This is a genomic window from Rhizobium sp. SVR5-9E, from assembly GCF_056755095.1.
In genome coordinates this window covers 61071-83977 of the sequence record NZ_JBNDHS010000001.1, presented here as the reverse complement: position 1 = coordinate 83977, position 22907 = coordinate 61071, and the positions used below count along the sequence as shown (strand labels likewise).

The window sequence follows — 22907 nt, the reverse complement described above, 5'->3', positions numbered from 1 at the left end:
CATGTCCACCGTTACCCTGACCGTCAACGGCACCGAGCAGACCAAGACCGTGGAAGACCGCACGCTGCTCGTTCACCTCATTCGCGACCATCTCGGACTGACCGGGACGCACGTAGGTTGCGATACGACGCAGTGCGGCGCCTGCACCGTCATTCTCGATGGTCGCGCGGTAAAGTCCTGCACCATCCTCGCTGCCGCTGCCGATGGCAGCTCACTGACGACGGTGGAAGGCCTTGCGAAAGGTGACAAGCTGCACGACGTCCAAACTGCATTTCATGAATGTCACGGCCTCCAGTGTGGTTTCTGTACGCCGGGCATGATCATGGCGTCGGTCAATATGATCGACCGTCACGCCGGTGTTCTTGATGAACATACCATCCGTCACGAACTCGAAGGCAATCTTTGCCGCTGCACCGGCTATCACAACATCGTCGAAGCCGTCCTGCAGGCTGCCGAAAAATATCGTGATGAGCACGCCATAGCCGCTGAGTAAGCCAAAGGACGGAGCGCTCCATGTACATGTACGAGACCAAATATCATCGCCCGAAGACATTGGCCGAGGCTGCGGAGATTTTCGCAAGCAGTGACGAGCCGGCCTACCTTTCCGGCGGCCACACTCTCATCCCAGCCATGAAGGGGCGTCTGGCCGCGCCTGCAAACCTCATCGATGTCCGTCGTATTCCGGAGCTCTCCGGTCTCTCTGTCGCGGCCGACAGGATCGTCATTGGCGCGGCAACGACGCACGCGACGGTCGTGGGCTCCGGTGAGATAGCGGCGGCGATACCAGCGTTGTGCGGACTTGCGGGCTCGATCGGCGACGTGCAGGTACGGCATGTTGGAACGATCGGCGGCTCGGTCGCCAACAATGACCCGGCAGCAGATTACCCATCGGCTGTTCTCAGTCTCGATGCGACAATCCATACGGATCGCCGGGCGATATCTTCCGACGACTATTTTGCCGGCCTTTATACGACGGCGTTGGAGGAAGGTGAAATTCTCGTGCGGCTGGAATTCAAGATTCCAGAGATCGCCGGATATGCGAAATTCCGCAATCCTGCGTCACGCTATTCGCTGGCCGCATCGTTCGTTTCGAAGCTTCGCGACGGTTCTGTGCGCGTCGCGATTACCGGAGCTGGCAGTTCCGGCGTCTTTCGTTGGACCGAAGCCGAGGAGGCACTGAGCGGGCGGCTGGAGCCGGGCGTTCTGGACGGGCTGCATCTCGACCCTGCTGACATGATGGGCGACATGCATGCATCCGGCGAATATCGTGCGCACCTGGCAGAGCTTATGACACGCCGCGCCGTGGCAAACATCGGCGGCGTCCATATCGACTGAGGAAATAGACACGGGCTTCGGAGGACCGGAGCCCAGTGCCTCTATCGTGATGCCCGCTTGGCACCTCCAACACCACTCTTGCTTTCGTCGACCGCAGCGAGAAAGGCTCTCAGTTCGGCCTGTCTCTTGGCGCCCGCCATGGGGTCCGACCGGGACAGGCGGCGCGATAGGACGATGCGATTGTTGAGCTGCGCTAACATATCAGACGCCGTCCGGTTGCCGCTCACGTCCATGATCAGCGTCGAGATCTGATCCTCGATCGCCATTGTCTCGTCTTCGTTAGCCGTTTCGAGGTCGTCAAGCCGTCTGCGCAGTTCGACGACCTGACTTTCGCTGGCGTTTCTTCTAAAATCGCTAATCAGTAGGGCTTCGATCGCGCGTCGAACGGACAGGATCTCACGGATTTCTTTCGGCGTAATGGCCACCACCGATCGGCCCCTGGGCGGCACATTGACGATCATTCCCTCCGCTTCCAGATGCTGGAGGGCTTCACGCAGCACCGTCCGGCTAATCCGCATTTCTTCGCAGATTTCCCTTTCGATCAGCTTCTGTCCAGGAGGAAGAGTCCCCGAAATGATGGAGGCACGCAGGCTGTCGGTGACTTGCTGGCGGAGCGAAACCGCACGTGGAACATTCAGACCAAGACCGGACATCGCGCATCTCTCTTCGAAACTCTCCCATGACTGGGCTGGCGTTGTGTTGCAACAAATGCATCGTTATATTTCCAGAAATATAACGTCAAGTGCGCTGGCTTGCGGGGCAGGCGCCGGCTGACTCTGTGTGTTGGAACTGTGGGGGCTTGTTGCGGGCAGGGGCGATTGGGTTTCGGTCCATGAAGACCGATGTCGGCCCGCAACCGCCGCGGATGGCCTCGGTCAGAAGCACTCAATAGCAAGACACTGAACGAGCCGATCGGCCCCGCGCCGGACACATCCCGTCAGGGAGATATGGATCTTTCGATCGTTTCGGCCAACCGCCCTTCAGGGGAACAGAGCAATCGAGCGCAGATCGTCCGCAGTGGTCGTCGGGAAGCCAAAGAATTCCAGATACGCTGGTATTTGTTCGAACAACATGTCTGTTCCAACCTGGAACGCGCAGCCTCGAGCGCGCGCCGCAGCAAGGAGCGGCGTAATCTCTTCCTTCATGACCACTTCGCCCACGAACGTGGTGGAGGACAGGCGCGCGACATCCAGTGGCAACGGGTCATCTTTCCGCATCCCGAGAGGTGTCGCGTTGACGACGATGTCGAAGCCGGCGGGATCTGTCGAACCGATCGCCACGTCGGTTGCGGGATAGTATGTGTTGAGACGGTTTCGAAGCCCCTTCAATGTCGCCTTGTTGTCGTCATGAAGCGCAATCCGGCGCACGCCTGCACCGGCCAACGAGGCGGCGATAGCAGATCCGACGCCGCCAGCACCCACGACGAGCACGTCCGCTCCCGTTACCTGTTGCCCCTTGCGCAGGAGACCTCGAACGAAGCCTTCGCCGTCGAACATGTCCCCGACCAGTCTGCCGTCGGCTCCAAGTTTGACCGCATTGCAGGAGCCTGCCACTCTGGCGTTGGTCGAAACCTCATCGAGCAGGCTCATCGTCGTGATCTTGTGCGGCATGGTGATCAGAGCGCCGCGGATATTCGAAAGCCGGAAGACGAGCTTGAGGAAGGAAGGATAGTCTTCATGCCTGCAGCCCATCGGCACGACGACCGCGTCGATCCCCCTCTTTTCGAAATAAGGGTTGTAGATCAGCGGCGCCTTGAATGACTCCGTTGGATAGCCGAGATGAGCGATCAACTGCGTGGTTCCACTGATCATGTCAGTGACCTCGTCGCATGTCAGCGTCGCTCAAGCGGATCGTCTGACCCGATCGGGCCGATGACTTGATCGCCTCGATGACGCGAAGTGTCGCAAGCCCCTCCCGGCCGCTGACCAGCGGTTCGGCGCTGCCGCGAATGACTTCGCAGAAGTGCTTGAGCTGCGCGGCCAGAGGGTCAGCCGGCGTGAATGGCACGTGTTCTTCGACCAACCGTTCCAGCCAATCAGGCCTCGATGCATTGGTCCAAAGCGCAAGTTGCGGAATTGCGAGCGAACCGCCGGTTCCGCCGATTTGGTAGCAAGTCTGATCCTGCCGTGGAAAAGCCGGATTTTCGCCGGTGGTCATTTCCCAACTCCAGGGAGATGCGACGGCATCGGAGGCATTCAACGTGCCGAGAACGCCGCTGCTGAACCGAAGCAGGACGACGGCAGTATCCTCGACCGCGTGGCTCCTGAGGGAATTCGATTCCATCGCATGGACGCTTTCAACTTCGCCGAAGAAATACCGGAAGAGATCGACGTCATGAATGAGATTGATAAAGGTCGGCCCGGCACCTGCCTGGCGTCGCCATGCGACGTCGAAATAGTCGTCTGGCTTGGCCACCCAAAAGCTTCCGTGAGCGGTCAGGAGCTTGCCGAGCCGGCCGCTTTCCAAAACGCGCTTCGCTGCCTGGATCATTGGGTTGTGGCGACGATGATGGCCGACAAGAATTGGGACGCCGGCTCTTTCACTAGCGTCAACGAGCATGGCGGCGGCTCCGGCATCATCCGCGATCGGCTTTTCGACGAGGACCGGGATGCCGGCCTTGATGACCTCCATGGCGTTTGCGACATGAAGCTGGTTCGGCGTTGCAATGATGACACCGTCCGGACGCTCGTTTGCGGCAGCTTCGGCAAAGGTCGTATGCCATGTCGCTCCTTTGCTTGCCGCAAAGTCGCGCCCGGCGTCTGATGGATCGATGACGGCGCAAAGTACGGTGCGCCGCTCGGCCAAAATGCGTTCGACATGGCTCTTGCCGATGAGGCCGGCGCCCATCACGGCGATCTTCAAAGGAGCCGTCTGCGACTGTTCTGACATGGAAGTTTCCTCGAGGGCCTAGTTGCGCAGGATTTCGCCAAGGAACTTGCGCGTGCGCTCATGACGCGGATTGGTGAAGAAATCGGCCGGGTGCGCTTCCTCGACAATCGCCCCGCTTGCCATGAAGATCACCCGATCAGCGACCTGGCGGGCAAAGCCCATTTCATGCGTCACGCAGATCATCGTCATACCTTCTTCGGCGAGACTGATCATCGTATCGAGGACTTCCTTGACCATTTCCGGATCCAGCGCCGAGGTGGGCTCGTCGAACAGCATGATTTTCGGCCGCATGCAGAGCGCGCGCGCAATTGCCACGCGCTGCTGCTGGCCGCCGGAGAGTTGCGCAGGGTATTTACCGGCCTGCTCCAGGATCTTGACCCTGCCGAGCAGTGACCGGGCTCGTTCCTCGGCCTCCGCCTTTCCAACGCCGAGCGCCCGCATTGGTGCCAGCATGCAGTTCTCAAGGACCGTCAGGTGCGGGAAAAGATTGAACTGCTGGAAGACCATGCCGACCTCGCGCCGGATCGCATCGATCGCCTTTGCCTGGTTTCCCATCAGGATGCCGCCAACGCGGATCTCCCCCTTCTGGTAAGTCTCCAGATGGTTGATGCATCGGATGAGCGTCGATTTTCCGCTACCCGAAGGTCCGCACAGCACGATCCTTTCGCTCTTGCGGACCGACATGTTGATGTCATGAAGGGCCTGGAAGGCGCCATACCATTTCTCCACGTGAGTCATGGTGATCATGGTCTCTACGGTCGATGCAGAAGCATTGGTCATGGTCTGAATTCCATCGATCTCTCGTGGTTTCGCTTGAGCGTCATCAGCGGGCCGACACGGCAAATCGCTTTTCGAGGCGCGCGCCGAAGATCGTCAGCGGGCAGCACATCAGGAAGTACAAGGCGCCTACGATCCCGAAGACCGTCAGCGGCTCAAAGATCTGGTTGGAGATGATGTTGCCGGCGCGGGTGAGTTCCGTGAAGCCAACGATCGAGGCCAGCGAGGTTCCCTTGATGAGCTGCACGAGGAAGCCAATCGTTGCCGGCAGCGAGATGCGCAGCGCCTGAGGCAGGATCACGTCCTTCATCCGCCAGACATATTTGAGGCTGAGCGCCTTTGCGGCCTCGGTCTGGCCGCGCGGCACGGCCTCAATCGAACCTCGCCAGATCTCGCCCAGATAGGCGCTGGCGTGCAACGTCAATCCTATGGCGACAGACAGCCAGGCGTCGAGCTTCAGGCCGATTAAAGCCAGACCGTAATAGGCGACGAAAAGCTGCATCAGCAGCGGCGTGCCCTGAAATAAGGCGATGTAGCCGGCCGTAGCGCGTTCCAGCACCGGTATCTCGGACGTGCGCGCCAAGGCGACGCCAAGCCCAGCTATGCAACCGCAGACGAACCCGACGGCGGACAGAAGGACGGTCCATTTCAGGCCGATCAAAAGGAAAACGAATTCTTCGCTGCCCATGATGGTAGCTCCTACTTGACCGGATAAGTGAAATAGCGGGCCGAAAAGAGCGCAAAGAGGCGCATCATCAGCCAGGAAATGACGAGGTAGAAGATCAGGACCGTGAAATAGACCTCGAAGCTCCTGAAGCTTTCCGACTCGATGCGTTGCGAGACGGATGTCAATTCATAGGCCGAGATCGCCGAAGCAATGCTGGTCGACAGCGTCAGCAGCACGAATTGGCTCGTCAGCGACGGATAAATCGCCCGTAGCGCCGGCTTGAGGATGATCAGCCGGAAGACCTGCGCCTTGTGCAGACCGAGCGCCAGCCCTGCCTCCATCTGCCCCCTAGGGATGGACTGGACGCCACCGCGGATAATCTCGATGGCATAGGCGCCGCCATTGATGCCGAGCGCGATGATCGCCGTCGGCGTTGGGTCGAGCCGGATACCGGCAAGCGGCAGCGCGAAGTAAAGAAAGAAGATCTGCACCAAAAACGGCGTGTTGCGGATGAGTTCGACGAAACCGATGATCAGCCAGCGCAGCGGCTTGAACGGCGAATCCCGCAACGCGACGCCGCCGATGCCGATCACGATTGCCAGCAGCATGCCGCAAATGGCAAGCAGGAACGTGCCGAGACAGCCAAGCAGCAGGCCAGGCAAGCCGTCGATGACTGGCGTGAAATCCAGGGTGTAGTTCATCGCCTCTCCTCAGCCGCGTTTGACCATGCCGGCCATCGCCTGGATCGCCAATTCGTATCCGTTTGCGCCGAAGCCGATCATGATCGCGGTGGCGACACGTGAGACCAACGAATTGTGATAGATGCTTTCGCGGGCATGGACGTTCGATATGTGCAGCTCGATTTTCGGCGGATCGAACGTCTTCAGCGCGTCGAGCAGGGCGATCGATGTGAAGGTATAGCCGGCAGGATTGATGATGATGCCGCAGGCCTCGTTGCGCGCCTGATGCACGCTCTCCACGAGCTCACCCTCGAAATTTGTCTGGCGAAAGTCGACGTCGAAGCCCAAAGTTTTCGCCTTGGCGAGGCATTTTTCCTTGATATCGGCGAGCGTCGCCGTGCCGTAAATGGCTGGCTCCCGCTGGCCAAGAAGATTCAGGTTCGGCCCGTTGAGCACAAATATCGTCTTGTTCATGATCGCGCTCCTCGAAACGCGCCAGGTCTAGCCTTTGGCAGGGCAATTCCGTTGACGGGCATCGCGATGCCCGCCCGTTTTGCCTTTGCTGAAGGAGCGAGTGGCTCAGTTGACGGTGAACGGAATGCCGTCGAGGCTCGCGGGGAATTCCGGAACCGGCACCTTCATCCACTTGTCGTAGATCTTCTTGAGCTCACCGTTCGCTTTGATCTTATCGATGAAGGCATTGATCGAGGCGTTGATTTCCTTCTCGCCAAGGCGCGTGCAGGCGCCGTTGTAGAGCTTCTGGAATTCGAGCTTGTTTTCAAATTCGCCCGGACGCGCTTTTTCGACACGGTCCATGTAGAAGATGTTGCCGCCAAGCGCCTGCACCTGCCCGGACACCAGAGCCTGGACGCTGGGCGCGTCACCATCAAAGCGGCGGATCGTTGCGCTTTGTGGTGCGTTCTTGGTGACCTGCGTGTCCTGGGCCGCGCCCTTGGCGACGCCGATCGAAAGATTGGCCATATCGTCATTGGTCTTGATCGACATCGTTTTCGGGGCGATCAGGACGATGGCGTTGGCAACATAAGGCTTGCTGAACTGAACAGCCTTGGCGCGATCCGGTAGCATCGCCATTGTCGCGAAGAGTACGTCGACGCGACCCGTCGTCAGGGCCGGGATACGGTTGTTGACTTCAAGAGGCACGAACTCGACCGACACGCCCAGTTCCTTGGCATAGAGCGATGCGATATCGGCGTCGAGACCGTCCTGCTTGCCTGCGCTCGTCACGAAGCCCCACGGCGGGTTGTCGCCCTGGATGCCAACGACGAGCTTTCCTTTGGCCTTGATCTCCTCCGGCGTGATGGCGGCCGCCGGCTTTGCGAGCCCGATGGCAGCCACGATAGCGGCGGCCCCCAGCATGGCATTTCGGCGCGTCAGCATCGACTTGAACATTGATTCCTCCTCCTTTTGCGGTCGTCTTCGACCCAACAGCCATCCTCTCCCGACTGTATGATACGTGTTTGCCAGAGGATTGGGCGTAAATCAACATAGTTTTTAAAAATCATATGATACTTTTGATTTGATCAATTGAATTGAAATGCTCACGACATTTGACATAATGCCATGAGGAGGAGGTTGGCGGCTGTATTCAAGTCAGCCAACTGGCCCTCGTCTTGCCGATGGAAAGGGTTGTTGATCATGAAGACCTCGATTGCGACGGTAACGCTGAGCGGTGAACTGCCGGAGAAACTCGAAGCCATCGCGCAGGCGGGCTTCGATGGCGTCGAGATCTTCGAGAACGACTTCCTGGCCTTCGACGGGAGCCCTGCTGATGTTGGCAGGATGGCGAATGATTTGGGGCTGAAAATAACGCTTTTTCAGCCCTTCCGCGATTTCGAAGGCATGCCGGATGCGTTGCGAAGCCGCACCTTCGATCGGGCCGAACGTAAGTTCGACGTCATGCAGGAACTCGGAACCGACATGGTTCTCGTCTGCTCGAACGTCTCGCAGGCGGCCCTCGGCGGCATTGACCGCGCGGCCGCCGACTTTCACGAGCTTGGCGAGCGCGCAGCCAAACGTGGCCTGAAGATAGGTTACGAGGCGCTCGCCTGGGGGCGTTATGTCAATGACCATCGCGACGCCTGGGAGATCGTACGCCGCGCCGATCATCCCAATGTCGGACTTATTCTCGACAGCTTCCATTCCCTGTCACGAAAGATCGACATCAACTCGATCCGTTCGATTCCAAAGGAGAAAATATTCATCGTCCAATTGGCGGATGCACCGCTGATCGATATGGATCTGCTCTATTGGAGTCGTCATTTCCGCAATATGCCGGGCGAAGGCGATCTGCCCGTCACGGCCTTTACCGAGGCTGTGGCCTCGACAGGCTATGATGGTTATTTCTCGCTGGAGATCTTCAACGACCAGTTCCGTGGCGGCTCCACGCGAGCAATTGCCGCCGACGGCCACCGGTCGCTAATCTATCTGGCCGATCAGGTTCGCCGGAACGTCCAGACGCCGATCGGCGTTCCCATGCCAGAACGCGCTGCCGTCAAAGGTGTCGGTTTCGTCGAATTTGCCACCGATGAAGATGAGGCCGTCGAGCTGATCGCCCTGCTCGGGGCCCTCGGCTTCCGCAAGGCTGCTGTCCATCGCTCCAAGAAGGTGACGCTGTTCGAACAGGGCGATATCCGCATTCTCGTCAATGTCGATACTGCTGGCTTTGCGAACGCGGCCTATGCGGTCCACGGTACATCTGCCTATGCGCTCGCGCTCGTCATGGATGATGCTGCCGAAGCCTATCGGCGCGCGCTGGCGCTCGATGCCGAGCCCTTCCGCCAGCCTGTCGCCGATGGGGAACTGGAGTTTCCCGCCATTCGCGGCGTTGGCGGCGGCCTCGTCTACCTCATCGATGACAAGAGCCCGCTCGGCCGCTTCTCGGAGATCGATTTCGAGCCCGTTTCGGAGAAGAATGGTCGTGCTGCTGATGCCGGCCTGCAGCAGATCGATCATATCGCCCAGACAGTTGCCTATGACGAAATGCTGACCTGGCTGCTCTTCTACACCTCGATCTTCGAGACCAGGAAGACGCCGATGGTCGATATCATCGATCCGAGCGGCGTCGTGCGCAGCCAGGTTGTCGAGAATGAGTCCGGTACGCTGCGCATCACGATGAACGGGGCGGAAAATCGCCGCACGCTCGCCGGTCATTTCATCGCTGAGAAATTCGGCTCGGGAATCCAGCATTTGGCCTTCTCGACCAACGACATATTCGCCACCGCCCATGCTCTTCGGGAGAGAGGTTTCAAGGCGCTCCATATCTCGCCAAACTACTACGACGACGTCGAGGCCCGCTTCGGTCTGGATCCCGACCTCACCGAGCGGCTGAAAGCAGAAAACATCCTCTACGACCGCGACGAGCATGGCGAATATTTCCAGCTCTATAGCGGCACATATGGCGAGGGCTTCTTCTTCGAGATCGTCGAGCGCCGCGGCTACCGCGGCTACGGTGCGTCCAATGCCATTTTCCGCATTGCCGCCCTCAAAAAGCAGATGCGTCCCGAAGGCATTCCCAAGGATGCCGGTTGATGCCTGCCGTCAGGCAATACACCCGCTTTTCAGGACATGTTCCACGCCGCTCTGGACGTGCCGGCGGATGACGGCTCGAGCCCCCTCGATGTCGCGCCTCAGGGCGAGTTCGAACAGGAGCTTGTGGTCGTCGACGACGGCCTTGCCGCGAAAGCTCTGGGCCAGCATGTGGTAACGCAAAAACCGGTCGAACACGGAAGAAAGCGCCGCCATCAGCGTCGCGGAATTGCAGGCCGAGACGATCGCCTGGTGAAATTCCCAGTCATAGCGAACCCAGTCGATGGTGCGTGACGCATCGCCTGCAAGCAACTTCCTCTCCGCCGCCGCCAGCTTGTGGTGGGCTGCAACGATGCGCCCCTCCCACTCGAGATTTCCGGCCGCGAAGGACAGGCCGATCGCATGGGTTTCCAGCACCGTGCGCAGGTCGGCGAGCTCTTCAAGCTCTTTGCGGGACGCAGGGCTGACCTCGAAGCCGCGCTGCCCCTCGGCCAGCACCAGGTTCTCCGTGGTCAGGCGACTCAGTATTTCGCGCAGCGACGAAACGCTGATCGAGTAGCGTTCCTTGGCTTGCTCCAGTTTGATTTTCGCACCGGGCGCCAGGGCCCCCGAGATGATATCTTGACGGATCTGCCGGAACACGACGTCGCTCACGGTCTCCGAAGGTTCACCAGTATTTTTGAGCATGTAATCCTCTGCTTCGCGCAAGCATGCGAGTGCGGCAAGACGCTATCCTGCTTGCGAGGGAAGGGCTGATAGCAGTCCTTTTCCGAGCGCGTGCTCCACCCCTGCCTGGATGTGGCGCTGAAGGACTTTCTTTGCGGTCTTGCTGTCACGCTGCAACGCGGCGCCCAGAAGCTGCCTATGCTCCTGTTCCGCGACATCTCCACGATAAGAGAGGGCAACCATCTGATACCGCAAATATTTGTCGAAGACGGCGGAATGTGTCTCCATGAGCAGACGGGATCCGCAGGCGGATATCAGGGCCTGATGAAATTCCCAGTCGTAGCGTTTCCAGTCTTCGGCTCTGCTGGTGTCGCCCGAAGCCATCATCTTTTCCATTCGCGCCAGTTTGTAATGGGCGGACACGAGCCGGGCCTCCCATTCCACGTCGCCCTGGTCAAACGACTGCTCAAGCGCGTGCTCCTCCAACAATAGCCGAAGTGCCGCAATCTCCCGAAGGTCGGCAACCGATATCGGGGCAACTTCGAAACCGCGCTGGCCTTCCGCCACAACAAGCCCTTCGGATGTCAAGCGGTTCAGGATCTCCCGCAACGTGCTGACGCTGGTCTCGTAGTAGGCCTTCAAATTATCGAGTTTCAGCTTCTGGCCCGGAAGCAGACGGCCAAAAATGATGTCGCCACGTATCCGCCGGTAACTGCTTTCTGCGATGGTTTCGATCGGAAGCTCGACTTGCATGAATTCCTCAAAGATTTTCAATTATGTCATATATATCGAATGGCCGCTCCTTTCAATCAGGGACTCCCTGCTTTGCGGATCTGGAATTGGTTTCCTGGGTCTCTGACCGTCGTGTCGGGAGTAGGGAGCGTACGCATCCATCTCCGTGGCCTAATCAGCCGAATAGCCAGGCAAGCAGAAGCGCCAGCCTCGTCCATTGCGATTAGAATCCTGCGTCCAAAGGGTGCTTAGGTGGTTTTCAGAAAAGCCATCGGGGTAGCCCATCAAGCTTTCCCGTTTACCATTAGTAAAGGCATCCGTGCTGTTCGGCACGGATGCCTCATCAATGCTAGCTGGAAAGGAAGACTGCCGCACAGCCATGGACACAACCATCGACGACAAGCTTGCGTTCCGGTCTGCTGGCGGATGGATTCATCTGACCAAGTCAGCTGTCCGGTGCCTCGATGTCATAGGAGATGCGCCCGGAAGGCAGGAGGAAGAAGGCAATCAGCGCGCCGCCCCTGGCCTCGGGATAGTGATGGCTGCCGGGGGCGGGCGCCGTCCATCCGGCATGCCGCCATCCCAGCGGCCCCATCAGTTCGGCGGTCGGCTCCAATGGCACAACGAGGTTGAACTCGCCATACGGATGGAGATGATAGTCTCCCCGGAAAGCGTGAGCCAAATCCGGCTTCTGGTCGGCGGGGAGGCGGCCCTGACGGCTGTCCATGTAGACGGTCGTTAGACTGAAATAATGCGTTCTCGCGGAAGGCTCGAGAAGACGGCTGCGCCGGTAATGCCGCCCGCTGATCTCGACGTCGGCTGCCCAGCCGTCCTCGACGCCGCGCCTCACACGGCGTGCGAGGTCTTCGTAGATCGCACTGCCAGGACCGTGCTTGTCGTTCAGCCAACGCTCCATTTCCGCGCCCGGCGTCTTGTCTTTTATCTCATCGATGAAAGCAATTGTTGCCTCGATCAGTTCGTCACGTTCAGTCATGAAAGTTCCTCCAGGAAGGGCTTAGAAGCCGTGAAATGAAGCGATGTCTTCGATCGGCGCTTTCGGCATCGGCGGTCGTTGCTGTGACCTTTCGGGGTTGGCAAATCCCATCGACATGCCGCAGACCACCATCTCCTCGGGTGCGAGCGGCAGATGGTGGCGGATGACGGCATGGTAGCGGGCGAAGAATTGTTGGGCGCAGGTGTCGAGACCGCGTGCCCGCGCGGCCAGCATCACGTTCTGAATGAACATGCCAAGGTCGAGCCAGCTTCCCTTTTCCAGGTGTCGGTCGATCGTGAAGATGAGGCCGACCGGAGCACCGAAGAACCGGTAGTTGCGCGCGGTCTGCGCGGCGCGCGCGACGTGATCCTTGGCGTCAATGCCAATCGACCCATAAAAGACGGCGCCGAACTCCCGCCGGCGCGACGCATAAAGCTCCGGCAGATTTTCCGGGAAATAATTGTATTCGGCTGAGTGGGCACCGGCCTCGGTCTCATGCGCAACTCCGATCGCTCCGACCAGCGCCGCTTTGGCATGGCCCGTCACCAGATGTACCCGCCAGGGCTGCACATTCCCTCCTGTCGCGGCATGACGTGCTACGTCGATGATCTGGGTGACCGTCACAAAGTCTACAGTGCGATCCACGTAAAACCGGTTGGCAAACCGACCGCGCATGACGTGGTCAACGGCGGAGACTGTATCTGGGTCGCTGGTCATCGCTGGCGTCCGTTAGTAGTTCGACACCCCGAGCATCGCCCGGCCGGCTTGTTTCAGGAAGTGCAATGTTGACAATATGAAAATGCATGGCATGCATTATTGCGCGCCTTTGTGCAACCGAACTTGTGAGTGCATGAACAACCTCGACCTTAATCTTCTTGTCGTTTTCGATGCGGTGATGCGGGAACGAAACGTGCTTCGTGCGGGCCAGGCGATCGGGCTCAGCCCCTCGGCGGTTAGTCACGCGCTCTCTCGGCTGCGCGCCCTGTTGAACGACGAGCTTTTCGTCCGTACGGCTGCGGGAATGGCGCCGACAGCGCGCGCGACCGAAATGGCGCCGCCGGTGCGGGATGCGCTGGTGGCTGCCGAGCGGGCGATAGGCTCTCCGGTCTTCGAACCTGAAACCTCTACTCGCCAATTCTGCATAGCGGCGACGGATTATATGACGGCGGTGGTGGTCCCGCATTTCCTTCGGGCCCTGGCGTCACTTGCACCGCATGCGGGCGTGACGATCCTGCCTGCGACAAGGATCGACCTGACAGCACAGATAGATGTGGGACGGGTTGACGTGGCTCTCGGTTCCTTCTCGGACATTCCCCATCGTCTTCGTGCCCAGCTGCTCTTTGATGAGCGGGACGTGGCGATGGTCGCCCCTGATCACCCCCTTGCCGGTCGCCCCATCACCGTCGATCAGCTTTCCGCCCTTCCTCTCTTTGTGGTAGCAGCGGGCGGCATTGAGGATGGGCCGATATCCGAGCGCGGCTTGACCCGGCGGACGGAGATGTTTGATCGCGCGACGCTTGCGGGAGAATTCGCGAAGATCGGGGCGACACCGAACCTGAAGGTCGTCCAGCCGCACTTCCTCGCGCTTCCCACGCTGCTGGCCGGAACGTCAGCGGCGGCGATCGCCCCCGCCAGGCTGGCGGATGTCTTTCTCAGATCGGGTTCCGTGGCGGTCTCGGAGTTGCCCTGGTCGGCGCCTGCGACGCCCGTTCAAATGGTATGGCACAATCGCTTTGGTCATGACCCAGCTCATCGGTGGCTGCGCTCGAAGCTCGAAGATGCGGCGCGGCAGAGCGGCTGAGGATGCCCTGCGGCGGCCGCCAGCGACCACCATCGCGCTAAACAGCACTGATGTTCGGGTCGCTCGCGTGAGGCGTCCAGTCCCCTTCACAGAACGGAGACGCTTCCAAGGTGCTTGATGAAGCACGCCTACTAAAGAGCGCCGGGCCGGCGCTGCACGCCGGTCCGTTTTGGTCCAGCACCGGACTTACATGCCCTTTTCCTTGAGCACCTGTTCGGCATTCTCCTTGGTTACCTTCATCGTATCGAGGACGACGGTCTTTTCTACCTTTTCGCCGTTAAGATGCTTGATCGCCTGACGCAGGCCTTCCGCACCAGGAGTAGCGTAGAGGAAGGTGGCGGTCAGTTCGCCGTTCTTCACCCAGGTCACGCCTTCGCCCGGCAGCGCATCAATGCCGATGAACTTGATTTCCTTCTCCCTGCCAGCATCCTTGGCGGCGAGATAGGCGCCATAGGCCATTGGATCGTTATGCCCATAAACGAGATCGATCTTCTCGTTGTTGCGCAACGCGGTCGCCATGATGTTATAGGCCTGATCCTGCTTCCAGTCGCCCGACTGCTGGTCAAGCAGGTTCTTGATGCCCGGCTCCTTGTCGGTGAACTCATGGAAACCGTCGTGCCGGTCATGCGCCGGCTGCGTGCCCATACCGCCCCAGATCTCCACGACGTTGCCAGTCGCCTTTCCCTTGCCGCCGAGCAGTTCCACCGCATATTCGCCCGCCGCGCGGCCGATCAGCTTGTTGTCGCCGCCGACGAACTGGATGTATTTGTCGGTGTCGACGTTGCGGTCGAGCACGAAGACGGGGATCTTGGCGTCGATCGCCTGCAACACGACGCCGGTCAGTCCGGCGGATTCCTTCGGCGAGATCAGAATGGCATCGACTTCCTGGCGGATCAGGTTCTCGACATCGGCCACCTGCTTTTCCGTCTTGTCCTCGCCATCGGTGATGATCAGCTCGACCTCGGGATGGTTGGCGGCCTCAGCGATGATGTCCTTGTTGAACTGGGCGCGCCAAGGCTCGATCGTGGTCGCCTGCGAGAACCCGATGCGCAACTTCTTGTCCTGCGCCATCGCGTCATGCGAGGCGACAAGCGATGTGGTGGCGAAAAGCGCGGCTGTAACGACCGCCATCTTCAACATGTCACGACGTTTCATTTCCGTTTCCTCCAGTGTTGAGAGACATTGTCTCCTTAGGCGGACGCTCCTCCCCGGACGCCTCCGATCTCGCGTGCCGCGGCATGGTGAGCCGGAAGCGCGCAAGAATATCGCGTGCATTGCGCTCCTGAACGAGCACTGTGCCGATGATGATGAGACCCTTCAGCACAAGCTGAAGGTTCGAGTTGATGTTGTGGAGTTGCAGGATGTTGGATAGCAGGCCAAAGATCAGCACGCCGCAGAAGGTGCCGGCGAGGCTGCCGCGGCCACCCATGAGGCTTGTGCCGCCGATGACCACTGCGGCGATGGCATCGAGTTCCAGTCCCGCGCCGGCATCGGGTTTTCCCTGCCGATATTGCGCGACGTAGAGGATTGCCGCGATGCCCGCGAGCAGACCGGACATGGCATAGGTGACGATCTTGACCCTGCCGCTGTCGATGCCCGATAGCCGCGCCGCCTCCTCGTTGCCGCCGATCGCATAGACAAAGCGGCCGAAGGGCGTGAACTTCAGCACCACGCCGTAGAGCACGATTGCGGTTATGAAGAAGATGCCGGGCATCGGGATGATGCCGAAGACAAGCGAGCGCAGGATATCGAAATCAGCCGTCGCGTTGGAGCCGGTATAGACGGGTAGTACCGCATTGTTTTGTCCCGCCGTCAGGCGTGCGATGCCGAGCGCCGTTACCATCATCGCCAGTGTCACGATGAAGGGCTGCAGCCGACCCACCACGATGATCACGCCGTTGATAGCGCCGAAGAGCAGCCCGACCGCCGGCACGACCAAGAGTACGCCGAGCACGCCGAACTTGCTCTCGCTCTGCGGCAGCAGGAAGAAAAGCAGAAGTGCTGCGATGCCGAGACCAACGAAAGCCGGAACATAGATGCCGCGTGTCGCATCGAGCGTGAGGTCGCGGCCATGGGCGACGCCGGTGCGGCTCTTCTCGATGTTCAGGAAGACGAAGCGCGTCACCGCCGCACCGATCACGAGGGCTGCGAGCAGCGTGGCAGGAACGCCGACGAAGAAGGCGGGCGTATCGCCCGGCACGGTAAGCAGCATGGCGCAGATGACGCTGCAGATTGCCATCAGCGAACCGACCGAGAGATCGATACCGCCGGTGATGATGACGGCCGTCATGCCGGTGGCGATCAGCCCGGTCGTGGAAACCTGCCGAAGCACATCGAGCAGGTTGCCGCTCGAAAGGAAGATGTTCCTTCCTGACGAGGTCACGGGCGACAAGGTCACGCCGATCAGGAAGATGGCGATCAGCCCCCAGTAAAGCTTCGTGCGTGAAACGAGTTTCATGACCGTCATGCAGTCACCTTTCCCTGCCTTCTCAGCGCACGCGGCGCTGCGAGCTGCATGATGCGCTCCTCACTCGCCATGCCCCGGTCGAGGATGCCGGTCTGCCGGCCCTCCGACATAACGAGGATGCGGTCCGCCAGATGCAGCAGCTCCGGCATTTCCGAACTTACCACGACGATTGCCATGCCTTCGCCTGCGAGCCGGAAGATCAGCTCGTAGATCTCACTCTTGGCGCCAACATCGATGCCGCGGGTCGGCTCGTCGAGAAGCAGGATCCGAGGATTGGCGGCAAGGCATTTGCCGATCACCACTTTCTGCTGATTGCCGCCCGACAGCGTACCGGTCACCTGATCCGTGCCGGACGCCCGGATGCCGAGGGTGCGGACGGCGTTCGCCGCCAGCGCTTCCTCGCCCGAAAGGTCGCGGATGCCGAAGCGCGCCAGCCGGCCGACGCGCGGAAGGGCGACATTATCGGTGATCGTGTCATGAAGATGCAGTCCCTGCACCTTACGATCCTCGGTGACATAGGCAATGCCGAGGCGACGCGCATCGACCGGCGAGGTCACGGCAACCGGCCTATCTTCGATGAGAATCTGCCCGCCGACCTGACCCTCCGTCGCGCCCGTAATCGCCTGCAGGATTTCCGTCCGGCCTGCGCCGAGCAAGCCGCCGATCCCGAGAATTTCACCGGCTGCAACATCGAAGGTGACGCCCCGCAGCACCTGCTTCCAGCCGCGGCGATCCGAAATCGCGAGCGTGAGGTCGCGGACCGAAAGCACGGCCGCACGACCCACATCGGCGCCGTCCCGGGCGTGTTCGGACCGGTGGAGATTGCGACCCACCATGGCGGAGATGATCTGATCCTCGTCAATGTCAGCCATCGCCCTGGTCCAAACGTGACGGCCGTCGCGGAACACCGTCACGCGATCGCTCAACTGCATCACTTCGTCGATGCGGTGGGATATATAAATGATGCCGACCCCTGAGGCGGCGAGCTGCCGCATGATCGCGAACAATCGCTCGCATTCCCCCGGCGACAGAGCAGACGTCGGCTCGTCCATGATCAGAACGCGAGCATCGAGCGAGAGCGCTTTCGCGATCTCGACGAGTTGCTGCTCGCCAACCCTCAGCGTGCTGATCCTCGCCTCCGGGTCGAGTTGGATTCCGAGGCGGGCAAGCAGCGTCTGCGCTTCACGAAGGCAGGTCTTGCGGTCAACGAAAAGGCCGCCGATCAGCGGCTCGCGCCCGAGGAACATGTTCTCTGCGATCGTCAGTTCGGGGACGAGATTGAGCTCCTGGTGGATGATTGCCACACCGGCCGCCTCGGCATCTCGCACGCTGGCAAAGCGGATCCTTCTGCCGTCGATCTCGATCGTTCCGTCATAGTCGGAATAAACGCCGGACAGGATCTTCATCAGTGTCGACTTGCCGGCGCCGTTCTCCCCCATCAGCGAGTGTATCTCGCCGGACACAAGGTCGAAGCTCACGCCGCCAAGCGCCGTGATGCCGCCAAATGTCTTGAAAATCTCCCTAGCAGCCAGCAATGGCGCGCCAGGGAGATGAGGCGCAACGACGCCCCCGGGAAAAGCATTCGCGTCGTCCTGCATGACAATGACGGCCTCCCCCCATCTCTGTCTCGCGGCGGCTACAAGCGAAGAAAGAAAGCTAATCTAAACGTTTAGATTCTGTCAAGCGATTCCGAGGATGGCGATTTTGCGATATTGCCCAAAAGATGCCAATATCGTAAGTATTAGCGAAATTGGCATTCTAAACGTTTCGAAAATGGACCCGGTTTCGTCAAAGCGAAGAAAATCGGCACCGACGATGCTCGACGTCGCGGCGACAGCGCGAGTCTCGGTTGCGACCGTCTCCGCCTTCGTCAACGGCACGGCACCGGTCAGCACTGAGCTGCGCGGCAGGATTGAGCACGCAATCCAGTCGATCGGCTACAAGCGCAATGCCATCGCCCGCAGCCTGAAGATAGGCACGACCAAGACGGTTGGCCTCGTCATCGCCGACATCACCAACCCCTTCTTCACCGATGTGACTTCGGTGATCCAGGATGTCCTTCACCGGTCGGGCTATGCGGTCATGCTCTGCTGCACCGACGAGGATCCCGTTTTGCAGGACGAACAGATTTCACTCCTGCTCGACCGCATGGTGGATGGCCTCATAATCGCGCCGGCCGGCGACGACCATGCCCTCGAACGTTCGCTCGCAAAAACCGACATCCCGACCGTGCTCATCGACCGGATTTGCAACGGCATCGATGCCGATGCCGTCGTGCTCGACAATCAGCGTGCGGTGCATGACGCCATCAACTATCTCATAGGCCTCGGTCACCGCCGGATCGGATATATTTCCGGCTCGCCCGACACCTGGACCGGTCGGAGCCGTCTTGCCGGCTACAAAGCAGCTCTCGAAGCCGCGGGCATCCCGTTGAGTGATGAACTGATCCGGTTCGGCAACTTCCGGGAACGCGACGCTTATAATGCCGCCATGCAGCTCCTGGTACAGCCCGAGCGGCCAAGCGCGCTCTTCTCCGCCAACAACCTCATGGTGATCGGCGTTATGAGGGCGATCCGCGACATGGGCCTGCGCTGCCCCGACGACATTTCGGTCTCGAGCTTCGACGACTTCCCCTGGGCAGATGTTTTCCAACCAAACCTGACGGTGATTGCCCAGCCGGTCCATGCCATCGGGGAGCAGGCGGCACAGTTGATCCTTGAAAGAATTGCCGGGCGCAATGAGCCGCCGAGCCGGAAGATCGTGCTGGCAGGACGCCTGATGATCCGCGATTCATGCCGGCCTTGCTGATCGCGCGCAGAAGCTGGGCGCTGGCACCCGCTTGCCGGCGAAAGCCGTGTGGGTTTTTGGGCTGGAATCTATCGAAATTTACTGGAAGGCCGCTTGCGGCTGTTTGGCACGGGCTGCCGTCAACTCTGCGGTCGTATGGTTCAGCCGATCGGCAAGGACGCGCATGATCTCGACTGCGATCTCGGGAAAATCGCTGAGCAGCTTCAGGAAATGTTCCTTGCTGATACGCAGCACTTCGAGCGGCGAGGTCGCACGCACGGTTGCGGTGCGCGATACGTCGCAGAGAATAGCGATTTCGCCGACGATGGAATTAACCTCTACATCGGCGACCTTTATGTCGCCCGCCGGCGAGTGCACCAGAATGTCGGCCGTGCCGGAAAGCACGACATAGGCGGCGTCGCCGGGATCGCCTTGCTGGAAAAGATCTTGGCCGGACTTGTAGGTCATCCGGTCCGAGGTGAAAGCCAAAAGCTTGAGTTTGGCCGGGGCAATCCTTGAAAAGATCGGCACCCGACGCAGCATTTCGACTTCATCTCTCAACAGCATGAGTGTTTTACCCCTTACCGCTTCTCCTGCCGTAGGAGAATGCGCTTTCAAAAACTCTACGGACATTCCCTCGCAAGAATGCCGTTCTATGCCGCCCCATTAGAATATTACGATAACAGTTCCTTGAACATACCGTTTTTCTCGGAAAGTTCCGGATAGATTCCGGCCTCCACCAGGTCACCACGATCGAATAGAAAAATCCGGTCGAAGATTTCCGCAAGTCTTGCATTCGAAAGCACCCAGACGATCGCTGGGCGCTTGCCCTCCTCGTGCAAGTCCTGGATGACATTGCGAATGATCTGGTCCTGCAAACGCTGATCGAGCGCTGGAAGCGGCCGGTTGAAGATGAAGTAGTCCGAACGTTTCAGGAGAGCACGGGCAAGGTTGAGCTTCTGGCGCTGGACCATCGTCAATCGCTTACCGCCGGAGCCGACGTCGAATTCAAGGCCGATCGAAAGCACGTCGTCAAAAAGATCGAGCGCATCGAAGAGATCAGCCATGATGGTGCGGATGCGGTCGGAGGCGTCTGCCTGCTGATAGGCAATGCGGCCGAACAGCACATTGTCCATCAGCGACGCTGACGACGTGAAGCGTTCGGGATCATAGCGCTCGATGAGTGCAGCGAGATCGGCCGGAATATGCTCGTGAAACTGTTTGCGGGCGCCCACGATCTTTGCCATCAGCTCATCGGTCAGCAAGCCGAAGCGGTGGCGCGGCTCGATATAGGCAAAGCTCAGCCGGATAATCATCGAGCGCTCGTCCGCGGTCGCATCCTCGAACCTGCGGCTCTGCAATTTTTGCAGCAATGCCTGATAGGTCGGAATATCATCCGCCGTCATGAAGGTCAGCTGCTGGAAGAAGGGGTGATCCGGCGGCAGATCGTGGAAGAGTTCGACGGCGTTCTCGGCGATCTCCAGACCCATCGCATAGAGGTCGTTGCTGAGCCCGGTTTCGCGGAAAAGCTGCTGGAAATAGGGGTGTGCTGCAAGTCTGCGATTCGTCATCATCGGCCGCTTCATCGTGCCGAAAAGCAGGTTCTCGCCGACTGTCGCCTGGGAATTATAGCTGTCGAAGTCAAAGGGCACGACGATGTTGTCGAGGCTCTCCTCTTTCATGCGTTCTCGCAACGACCGACGCAGATCGACGATGCGGTCGGCCAGCGCCACATGGGCGGCGGTGTTGACCGTCGAGCGGAGTGCAAGGTCCAGGATGTCCTGCGAGATCAGGACGGCATCGAGCACCGGACGGATCGCCTTGAGCAGGTCTTCCGGCCCGGTTGCCCCGGCCGCGCTATAGTCCACCCAGTCGCTATTGAGATCGAGCACCGGGTTGCCTGCCTTGAGCGCCTCGGCCGCATGCCATTTGAATTCCTGCGCGGCCTGGTCCTCGTATCCGGGGTCGGTCAGCGGCGCATGCTTTAGACCGTAGACAAGATTGTCGCGCAGCGTGCCGTGGAAGAAATACGTATCGGCAGAGGCATAGGAAATCCGTCGGCCCGTAATCGACTCCGGCAGCTCCAGCAGGTCGCGACCGTCGATGGTGATCCGGCCGGCGTCCGGCCAGACGATGCGGCCAAGCGCGTCTGCAAAGGCTTCCGCGCCGCTGCCATTCGGGCCGACGACCGCTACCGTCTCGTTCGGCTTGATCTCGGCCGAGACGTGATCGACCAGGCGCGCGCCGCTATCGTCGCTGATGGCAAGATTGCTGACGATGAGCGCCGCCGTCAGCGGAACGATCGTGTCCGTCGGGATTTCCTGGATACGGCTCTCGATAAGCGGTTCGACATTGAACTGCTCATAAACCTGCTGGTATTTCACCTGAACGTCCTGGCGCATCTGGTCCCAGTCGATCAGTTCCTTCAGTGGTCCCGGAAGATCCTTATAGGCGCTGATGACGGCGACGAGCTGGCCGATATCGAGGCGTCCCTGCAGCGCCAGATAGCCGCCGATCGCGTAAAAGAGGAAGGGCGTCACCTGAGCGAGGAAGTTGTTCAGGAACTTCACCAGGAACTTCCACTGATAAAGATCGTAGCGGATCGAGAAGATCAGGCCGAGGCGGGAGGCGATGTCCGCTCGTTCAAGGTTCGAGGTATCGTTGGAGTGAATCGTACCTATGCCATCGACAATTTCGCCGACGCGGCCGGAAAGCTCTCGGGCGGTGAGCTGGCGCTGGCGGCCGAGCTCGAGCAGGCGCTTCCTCATCCGGGGAATGATGACCGCCTGAACGCCAACGATCCCTGCCGCGATCATGCCCAGCCAGAAATTCTGGACAATGATGAACGCGAGTGCCGTCAGCGCCTGGCCGCCGAGAAGGGCAGGCGCGACGAAAGCATCGCCCGTGAAGCCGCCCATCGGCTCCACCTCATCCTTGATCATCGTGGCAACTTCAGCGGATTTCACGCGCTTGAAATGAGCGGGCGGAAATCTAAGAACCCTGTCGATCAACTCGAATCGGATACGCCGCAGCATCCGTTCGCCCAGCCGGCCCTTGTAAGTGTTGATATAGAATTTGAAGAGACCGTTCAGAACCACGAGCGCCAGGAAGACCAGGCTGAGCGCCATCAACATCTGCAGCCGGTTGAGCTGGATACCCTCGAAGAATTCGACATGCCCGATCAGCGGGATGTCATAGGCAATATGCATGAAGGTCTGCGTCGCGTTTGCGTTGTCGAAGCCATCACCTTGAATCGGTCCGTTGACGATCTGTTTCGGCAGATCGAAGGACAAGAAGTAGGGGATCATCGAAACGGCAACGACAGCCAGGATCCAAAGTTGTTGCAGCCGCGTGTTCGACCAGATGTAGCGGGCGAGGCTTTTTTCCATTGCTAACCGTCAGCCAGTTGGGAAGGAGTGAGGCCGAGAGTAGGGCCGTTCGGAAGAGGAGATGCAGAAAACAGATTCATGCAACCGGCCCCCGATGTCGAAATGAAATCAAGGCGAAGCGGATTACTGTTGAATGCCGATTCTCCCCAGAGCTCACTTATATCATAGGACTTTCGT

Annotated in this window: 22 protein-coding genes; 5 read left to right on the top strand and 17 right to left on the bottom strand. The window is 59.6% G+C overall.

Translation table 11 applies throughout. The features are described 5' to 3' along the window. Position 1: 1 nt before the first annotated feature. The gene (locus tag ACPYOJ_RS00415; protein ID WP_168829954.1) at positions 2–493 is read left to right on the top strand and encodes a (2Fe-2S)-binding protein; all 492 of its coding nucleotides are present in this window, start codon (positions 2–4) and stop codon (positions 491–493) included. A gap of 26 nt (positions 494–519) precedes the next feature. Then, complete coding sequence (locus ACPYOJ_RS00410; RefSeq protein ID WP_481414626.1) at positions 520–1335, top strand: FAD binding domain-containing protein; 816 nt, start codon at positions 520–522, stop codon at positions 1333–1335. 41 nt (positions 1336–1376) lie between these two features. Here ACPYOJ_RS00410 and ACPYOJ_RS00405 read toward each other — a convergent pair whose 3' ends face one another. The 8 genes from ACPYOJ_RS00405 to ACPYOJ_RS00370 form a co-directional block, all read right to left on the bottom strand. Then, a complete protein-coding gene (locus ACPYOJ_RS00405) occupies positions 1377–1988 on the bottom strand; it encodes a GntR family transcriptional regulator (RefSeq protein ID WP_481414464.1) in 612 nt (203 codons plus the stop codon). Positions 1989–2315: 327 nt separating this feature from the next. Continuing rightward, positions 2316–3146 (bottom strand): shikimate dehydrogenase family protein, encoded by an 831-nt coding sequence (locus ACPYOJ_RS00400; RefSeq protein WP_481414463.1) that lies wholly within the window; start codon positions 3144–3146, stop codon positions 2316–2318. 1 nt (position 3147) lies between these two features. Further along, positions 3148–4224: a Gfo/Idh/MocA family protein gene (locus tag ACPYOJ_RS00395; RefSeq protein ID WP_481414462.1), complete on the bottom strand. Its 1077-nt coding sequence runs from the start codon at positions 4222–4224 to the stop codon at positions 3148–3150. An 18-nt stretch (positions 4225–4242) separates the two neighbouring features. Beyond that, entirely contained in the window at positions 4243–4971 is a 729-nt protein-coding gene (locus ACPYOJ_RS00390; RefSeq protein WP_481414625.1) for an amino acid ABC transporter ATP-binding protein, read from the bottom strand. A 76-nt stretch (positions 4972–5047) separates the two neighbouring features. Further along, positions 5048–5689: an amino acid ABC transporter permease gene (locus ACPYOJ_RS00385; RefSeq protein ID WP_481414461.1), complete on the bottom strand. Its 642-nt coding sequence runs from the start codon at positions 5687–5689 to the stop codon at positions 5048–5050. Between the two features lie 11 nt (positions 5690–5700). Continuing rightward, entirely contained in the window at positions 5701–6369 is a 669-nt protein-coding gene (locus ACPYOJ_RS00380; protein WP_481414460.1) for an amino acid ABC transporter permease, read from the bottom strand. 9 nt (positions 6370–6378) lie between these two features. Continuing rightward, on the bottom strand, positions 6379–6822 hold the full coding sequence (locus ACPYOJ_RS00375; RefSeq protein WP_481414459.1) for a type II 3-dehydroquinate dehydratase: 444 nt from the start codon (positions 6820–6822) through the stop codon (positions 6379–6381). Positions 6823–6927: 105 nt separating this feature from the next. After that, entirely contained in the window at positions 6928–7758 is an 831-nt protein-coding gene (locus ACPYOJ_RS00370) for a transporter substrate-binding domain-containing protein (RefSeq protein ID WP_481414458.1), read from the bottom strand. 246 nt (positions 7759–8004) lie between these two features. Here ACPYOJ_RS00370 and ACPYOJ_RS00365 point away from each other — a divergent pair, with 246 nt between their 5' ends. After that, positions 8005–9897: a bifunctional sugar phosphate isomerase/epimerase/4-hydroxyphenylpyruvate dioxygenase family protein gene (locus ACPYOJ_RS00365; RefSeq protein ID WP_481414457.1), complete on the top strand. Its 1893-nt coding sequence runs from the start codon at positions 8005–8007 to the stop codon at positions 9895–9897. 9 nt (positions 9898–9906) lie between these two features. On the opposite strand, the gene ACPYOJ_RS00360 is transcribed toward ACPYOJ_RS00365, so the two are convergent. The 4 genes from ACPYOJ_RS00360 to ACPYOJ_RS00345 form a co-directional block, all read right to left on the bottom strand. Beyond that, on the bottom strand, positions 9907–10581 hold the full coding sequence (locus ACPYOJ_RS00360) for a GntR family transcriptional regulator (RefSeq protein WP_481414456.1): 675 nt from the start codon (positions 10579–10581) through the stop codon (positions 9907–9909). Positions 10582–10623: 42 nt separating this feature from the next. Continuing rightward, the gene (locus tag ACPYOJ_RS00355) at positions 10624–11313 is read right to left on the bottom strand and encodes a GntR family transcriptional regulator (RefSeq protein WP_481414455.1); all 690 of its coding nucleotides are present in this window, start codon (positions 11311–11313) and stop codon (positions 10624–10626) included. 424 nt (positions 11314–11737) lie between these two features. Beyond that, positions 11738–12286, bottom strand: a complete 549-nt coding sequence (locus ACPYOJ_RS00350) for a 4-hydroxylaminobenzoate lyase (protein ID WP_481414454.1) — start codon at positions 12284–12286, stop codon at positions 11738–11740. A gap of 21 nt (positions 12287–12307) precedes the next feature. Then, positions 12308–13003 carry a nitroreductase gene (locus ACPYOJ_RS00345; RefSeq protein WP_481414453.1) on the bottom strand — a complete coding sequence of 232 codons (696 nt, stop codon included), beginning with the start codon at positions 13001–13003 and terminating at the stop codon, positions 12308–12310. Between the two features lie 133 nt (positions 13004–13136). Here ACPYOJ_RS00345 and ACPYOJ_RS00340 point away from each other — a divergent pair, with 133 nt between their 5' ends. Further along, positions 13137–14087, top strand: a complete 951-nt coding sequence (locus tag ACPYOJ_RS00340) for a LysR family transcriptional regulator (RefSeq protein WP_481414452.1) — start codon at positions 13137–13139, stop codon at positions 14085–14087. A gap of 186 nt (positions 14088–14273) precedes the next feature. Here the strand turns inward: ACPYOJ_RS00340 and ACPYOJ_RS00335 are convergent, their stop codons facing one another. From ACPYOJ_RS00335 to ACPYOJ_RS00325, 3 genes are read right to left on the bottom strand one after another with little or no spacing between them, the layout of a single operon-like run. Continuing rightward, the gene (locus ACPYOJ_RS00335) at positions 14274–15242 is read right to left on the bottom strand and encodes a substrate-binding domain-containing protein (protein ID WP_481414451.1); all 969 of its coding nucleotides are present in this window, start codon (positions 15240–15242) and stop codon (positions 14274–14276) included. Next, positions 15229–16554: an ABC transporter permease gene (locus ACPYOJ_RS00330; protein ID WP_481414450.1), complete on the bottom strand. Its 1326-nt coding sequence runs from the start codon at positions 16552–16554 to the stop codon at positions 15229–15231. The genes ACPYOJ_RS00335 and ACPYOJ_RS00330 overlap by 14 nt, the downstream gene beginning before the upstream one ends. Continuing rightward, positions 16551–18152, bottom strand: a complete 1602-nt coding sequence (locus ACPYOJ_RS00325) for a sugar ABC transporter ATP-binding protein (protein WP_481414449.1) — start codon at positions 18150–18152, stop codon at positions 16551–16553. Before ACPYOJ_RS00325 ends, ACPYOJ_RS00330 begins: the two co-directional genes overlap by 4 nt. Positions 18153–18369: 217 nt before the next feature. On the opposite strand from ACPYOJ_RS00325, the gene ACPYOJ_RS00320 reads away from it, so the two are divergent. Continuing rightward, a complete protein-coding gene (locus ACPYOJ_RS00320) occupies positions 18370–19362 on the top strand; it encodes a LacI family DNA-binding transcriptional regulator (protein ID WP_481414448.1) in 993 nt (330 codons plus the stop codon). A 78-nt stretch (positions 19363–19440) separates the two neighbouring features. Here the strand turns inward: ACPYOJ_RS00320 and ACPYOJ_RS00315 are convergent, their stop codons facing one another. Then, positions 19441–19908 (bottom strand): Crp/Fnr family transcriptional regulator, encoded by a 468-nt coding sequence (locus ACPYOJ_RS00315; protein ID WP_481414447.1) that lies wholly within the window; start codon positions 19906–19908, stop codon positions 19441–19443. A 107-nt stretch (positions 19909–20015) separates the two neighbouring features. Continuing rightward, a complete protein-coding gene (locus ACPYOJ_RS00310; protein ID WP_481414446.1) occupies positions 20016–22730 on the bottom strand; it encodes an ABC transporter transmembrane domain-containing protein in 2715 nt (904 codons plus the stop codon). Positions 22731–22907: the final 177 nt, after the last annotated feature.

Excerpts from the sequence above, each read along its gene's own strand:
- ACPYOJ_RS00340 (WP_481414452.1), top strand. The coding sequence starts at position 13,137 with ATGAACAACCTCGACCTTAATCTTCTTGTCGTTTTCGATGCGGTGATG.
- ACPYOJ_RS00365 (WP_481414457.1), top strand. The coding sequence starts at position 8,005 with ATGAAGACCTCGATTGCGACGGTAACGCTGAGCGGTGAACTGCCGGAG.
- ACPYOJ_RS00405 (WP_481414464.1), bottom strand. The coding sequence starts at position 1,988 with ATGTCCGGTCTTGGTCTGAATGTTCCACGTGCGGTTTCGCTCCGCCAG.
- ACPYOJ_RS00345 (WP_481414453.1), bottom strand. The coding sequence starts at position 13,003 with ATGACCAGCGACCCAGATACAGTCTCCGCCGTTGACCACGTCATGCGC.
- ACPYOJ_RS00410 (WP_481414626.1), top strand. The coding sequence starts at position 520 with ATGTACGAGACCAAATATCATCGCCCGAAGACATTGGCCGAGGCTGCG.
- ACPYOJ_RS00315 (WP_481414447.1), bottom strand. The coding sequence starts at position 19,908 with ATGCTGTTGAGAGATGAAGTCGAAATGCTGCGTCGGGTGCCGATCTTT.
- ACPYOJ_RS00350 (WP_481414454.1), bottom strand. The coding sequence starts at position 12,286 with ATGACTGAACGTGACGAACTGATCGAGGCAACAATTGCTTTCATCGAT.
- ACPYOJ_RS00325 (WP_481414449.1), bottom strand. The coding sequence starts at position 18,152 with ATGCAGGACGACGCGAATGCTTTTCCCGGGGGCGTCGTTGCGCCTCAT.
- ACPYOJ_RS00370 (WP_481414458.1), bottom strand. The coding sequence starts at position 7,758 with ATGTTCAAGTCGATGCTGACGCGCCGAAATGCCATGCTGGGGGCCGCC.
- ACPYOJ_RS00380 (WP_481414460.1), bottom strand. The coding sequence starts at position 6,369 with ATGAACTACACCCTGGATTTCACGCCAGTCATCGACGGCTTGCCTGGC.
- ACPYOJ_RS00330 (WP_481414450.1), bottom strand. The coding sequence starts at position 16,554 with ATGACGGTCATGAAACTCGTTTCACGCACGAAGCTTTACTGGGGGCTG.
- ACPYOJ_RS00355 (WP_481414455.1), bottom strand. The coding sequence starts at position 11,313 with ATGCAAGTCGAGCTTCCGATCGAAACCATCGCAGAAAGCAGTTACCGG.
- ACPYOJ_RS00320 (WP_481414448.1), top strand. The coding sequence starts at position 18,370 with ATGCTCGACGTCGCGGCGACAGCGCGAGTCTCGGTTGCGACCGTCTCC.
- ACPYOJ_RS00400 (WP_481414463.1), bottom strand. The coding sequence starts at position 3,146 with ATGATCAGTGGAACCACGCAGTTGATCGCTCATCTCGGCTATCCAACG.
- ACPYOJ_RS00375 (WP_481414459.1), bottom strand. The coding sequence starts at position 6,822 with ATGAACAAGACGATATTTGTGCTCAACGGGCCGAACCTGAATCTTCTT.
- ACPYOJ_RS00360 (WP_481414456.1), bottom strand. The coding sequence starts at position 10,581 with ATGCTCAAAAATACTGGTGAACCTTCGGAGACCGTGAGCGACGTCGTG.
- ACPYOJ_RS00385 (WP_481414461.1), bottom strand. The coding sequence starts at position 5,689 with ATGGGCAGCGAAGAATTCGTTTTCCTTTTGATCGGCCTGAAATGGACC.
- ACPYOJ_RS00310 (WP_481414446.1), bottom strand. The coding sequence starts at position 22,730 with ATGGAAAAAAGCCTCGCCCGCTACATCTGGTCGAACACGCGGCTGCAA.
- ACPYOJ_RS00390 (WP_481414625.1), bottom strand. The coding sequence starts at position 4,971 with ATGATCACCATGACTCACGTGGAGAAATGGTATGGCGCCTTCCAGGCC.
- ACPYOJ_RS00395 (WP_481414462.1), bottom strand. The coding sequence starts at position 4,224 with ATGTCAGAACAGTCGCAGACGGCTCCTTTGAAGATCGCCGTGATGGGC.
- ACPYOJ_RS00335 (WP_481414451.1), bottom strand. The coding sequence starts at position 15,242 with ATGAAACGTCGTGACATGTTGAAGATGGCGGTCGTTACAGCCGCGCTT.
- ACPYOJ_RS00415 (WP_168829954.1), top strand. The coding sequence starts at position 2 with ATGTCCACCGTTACCCTGACCGTCAACGGCACCGAGCAGACCAAGACC.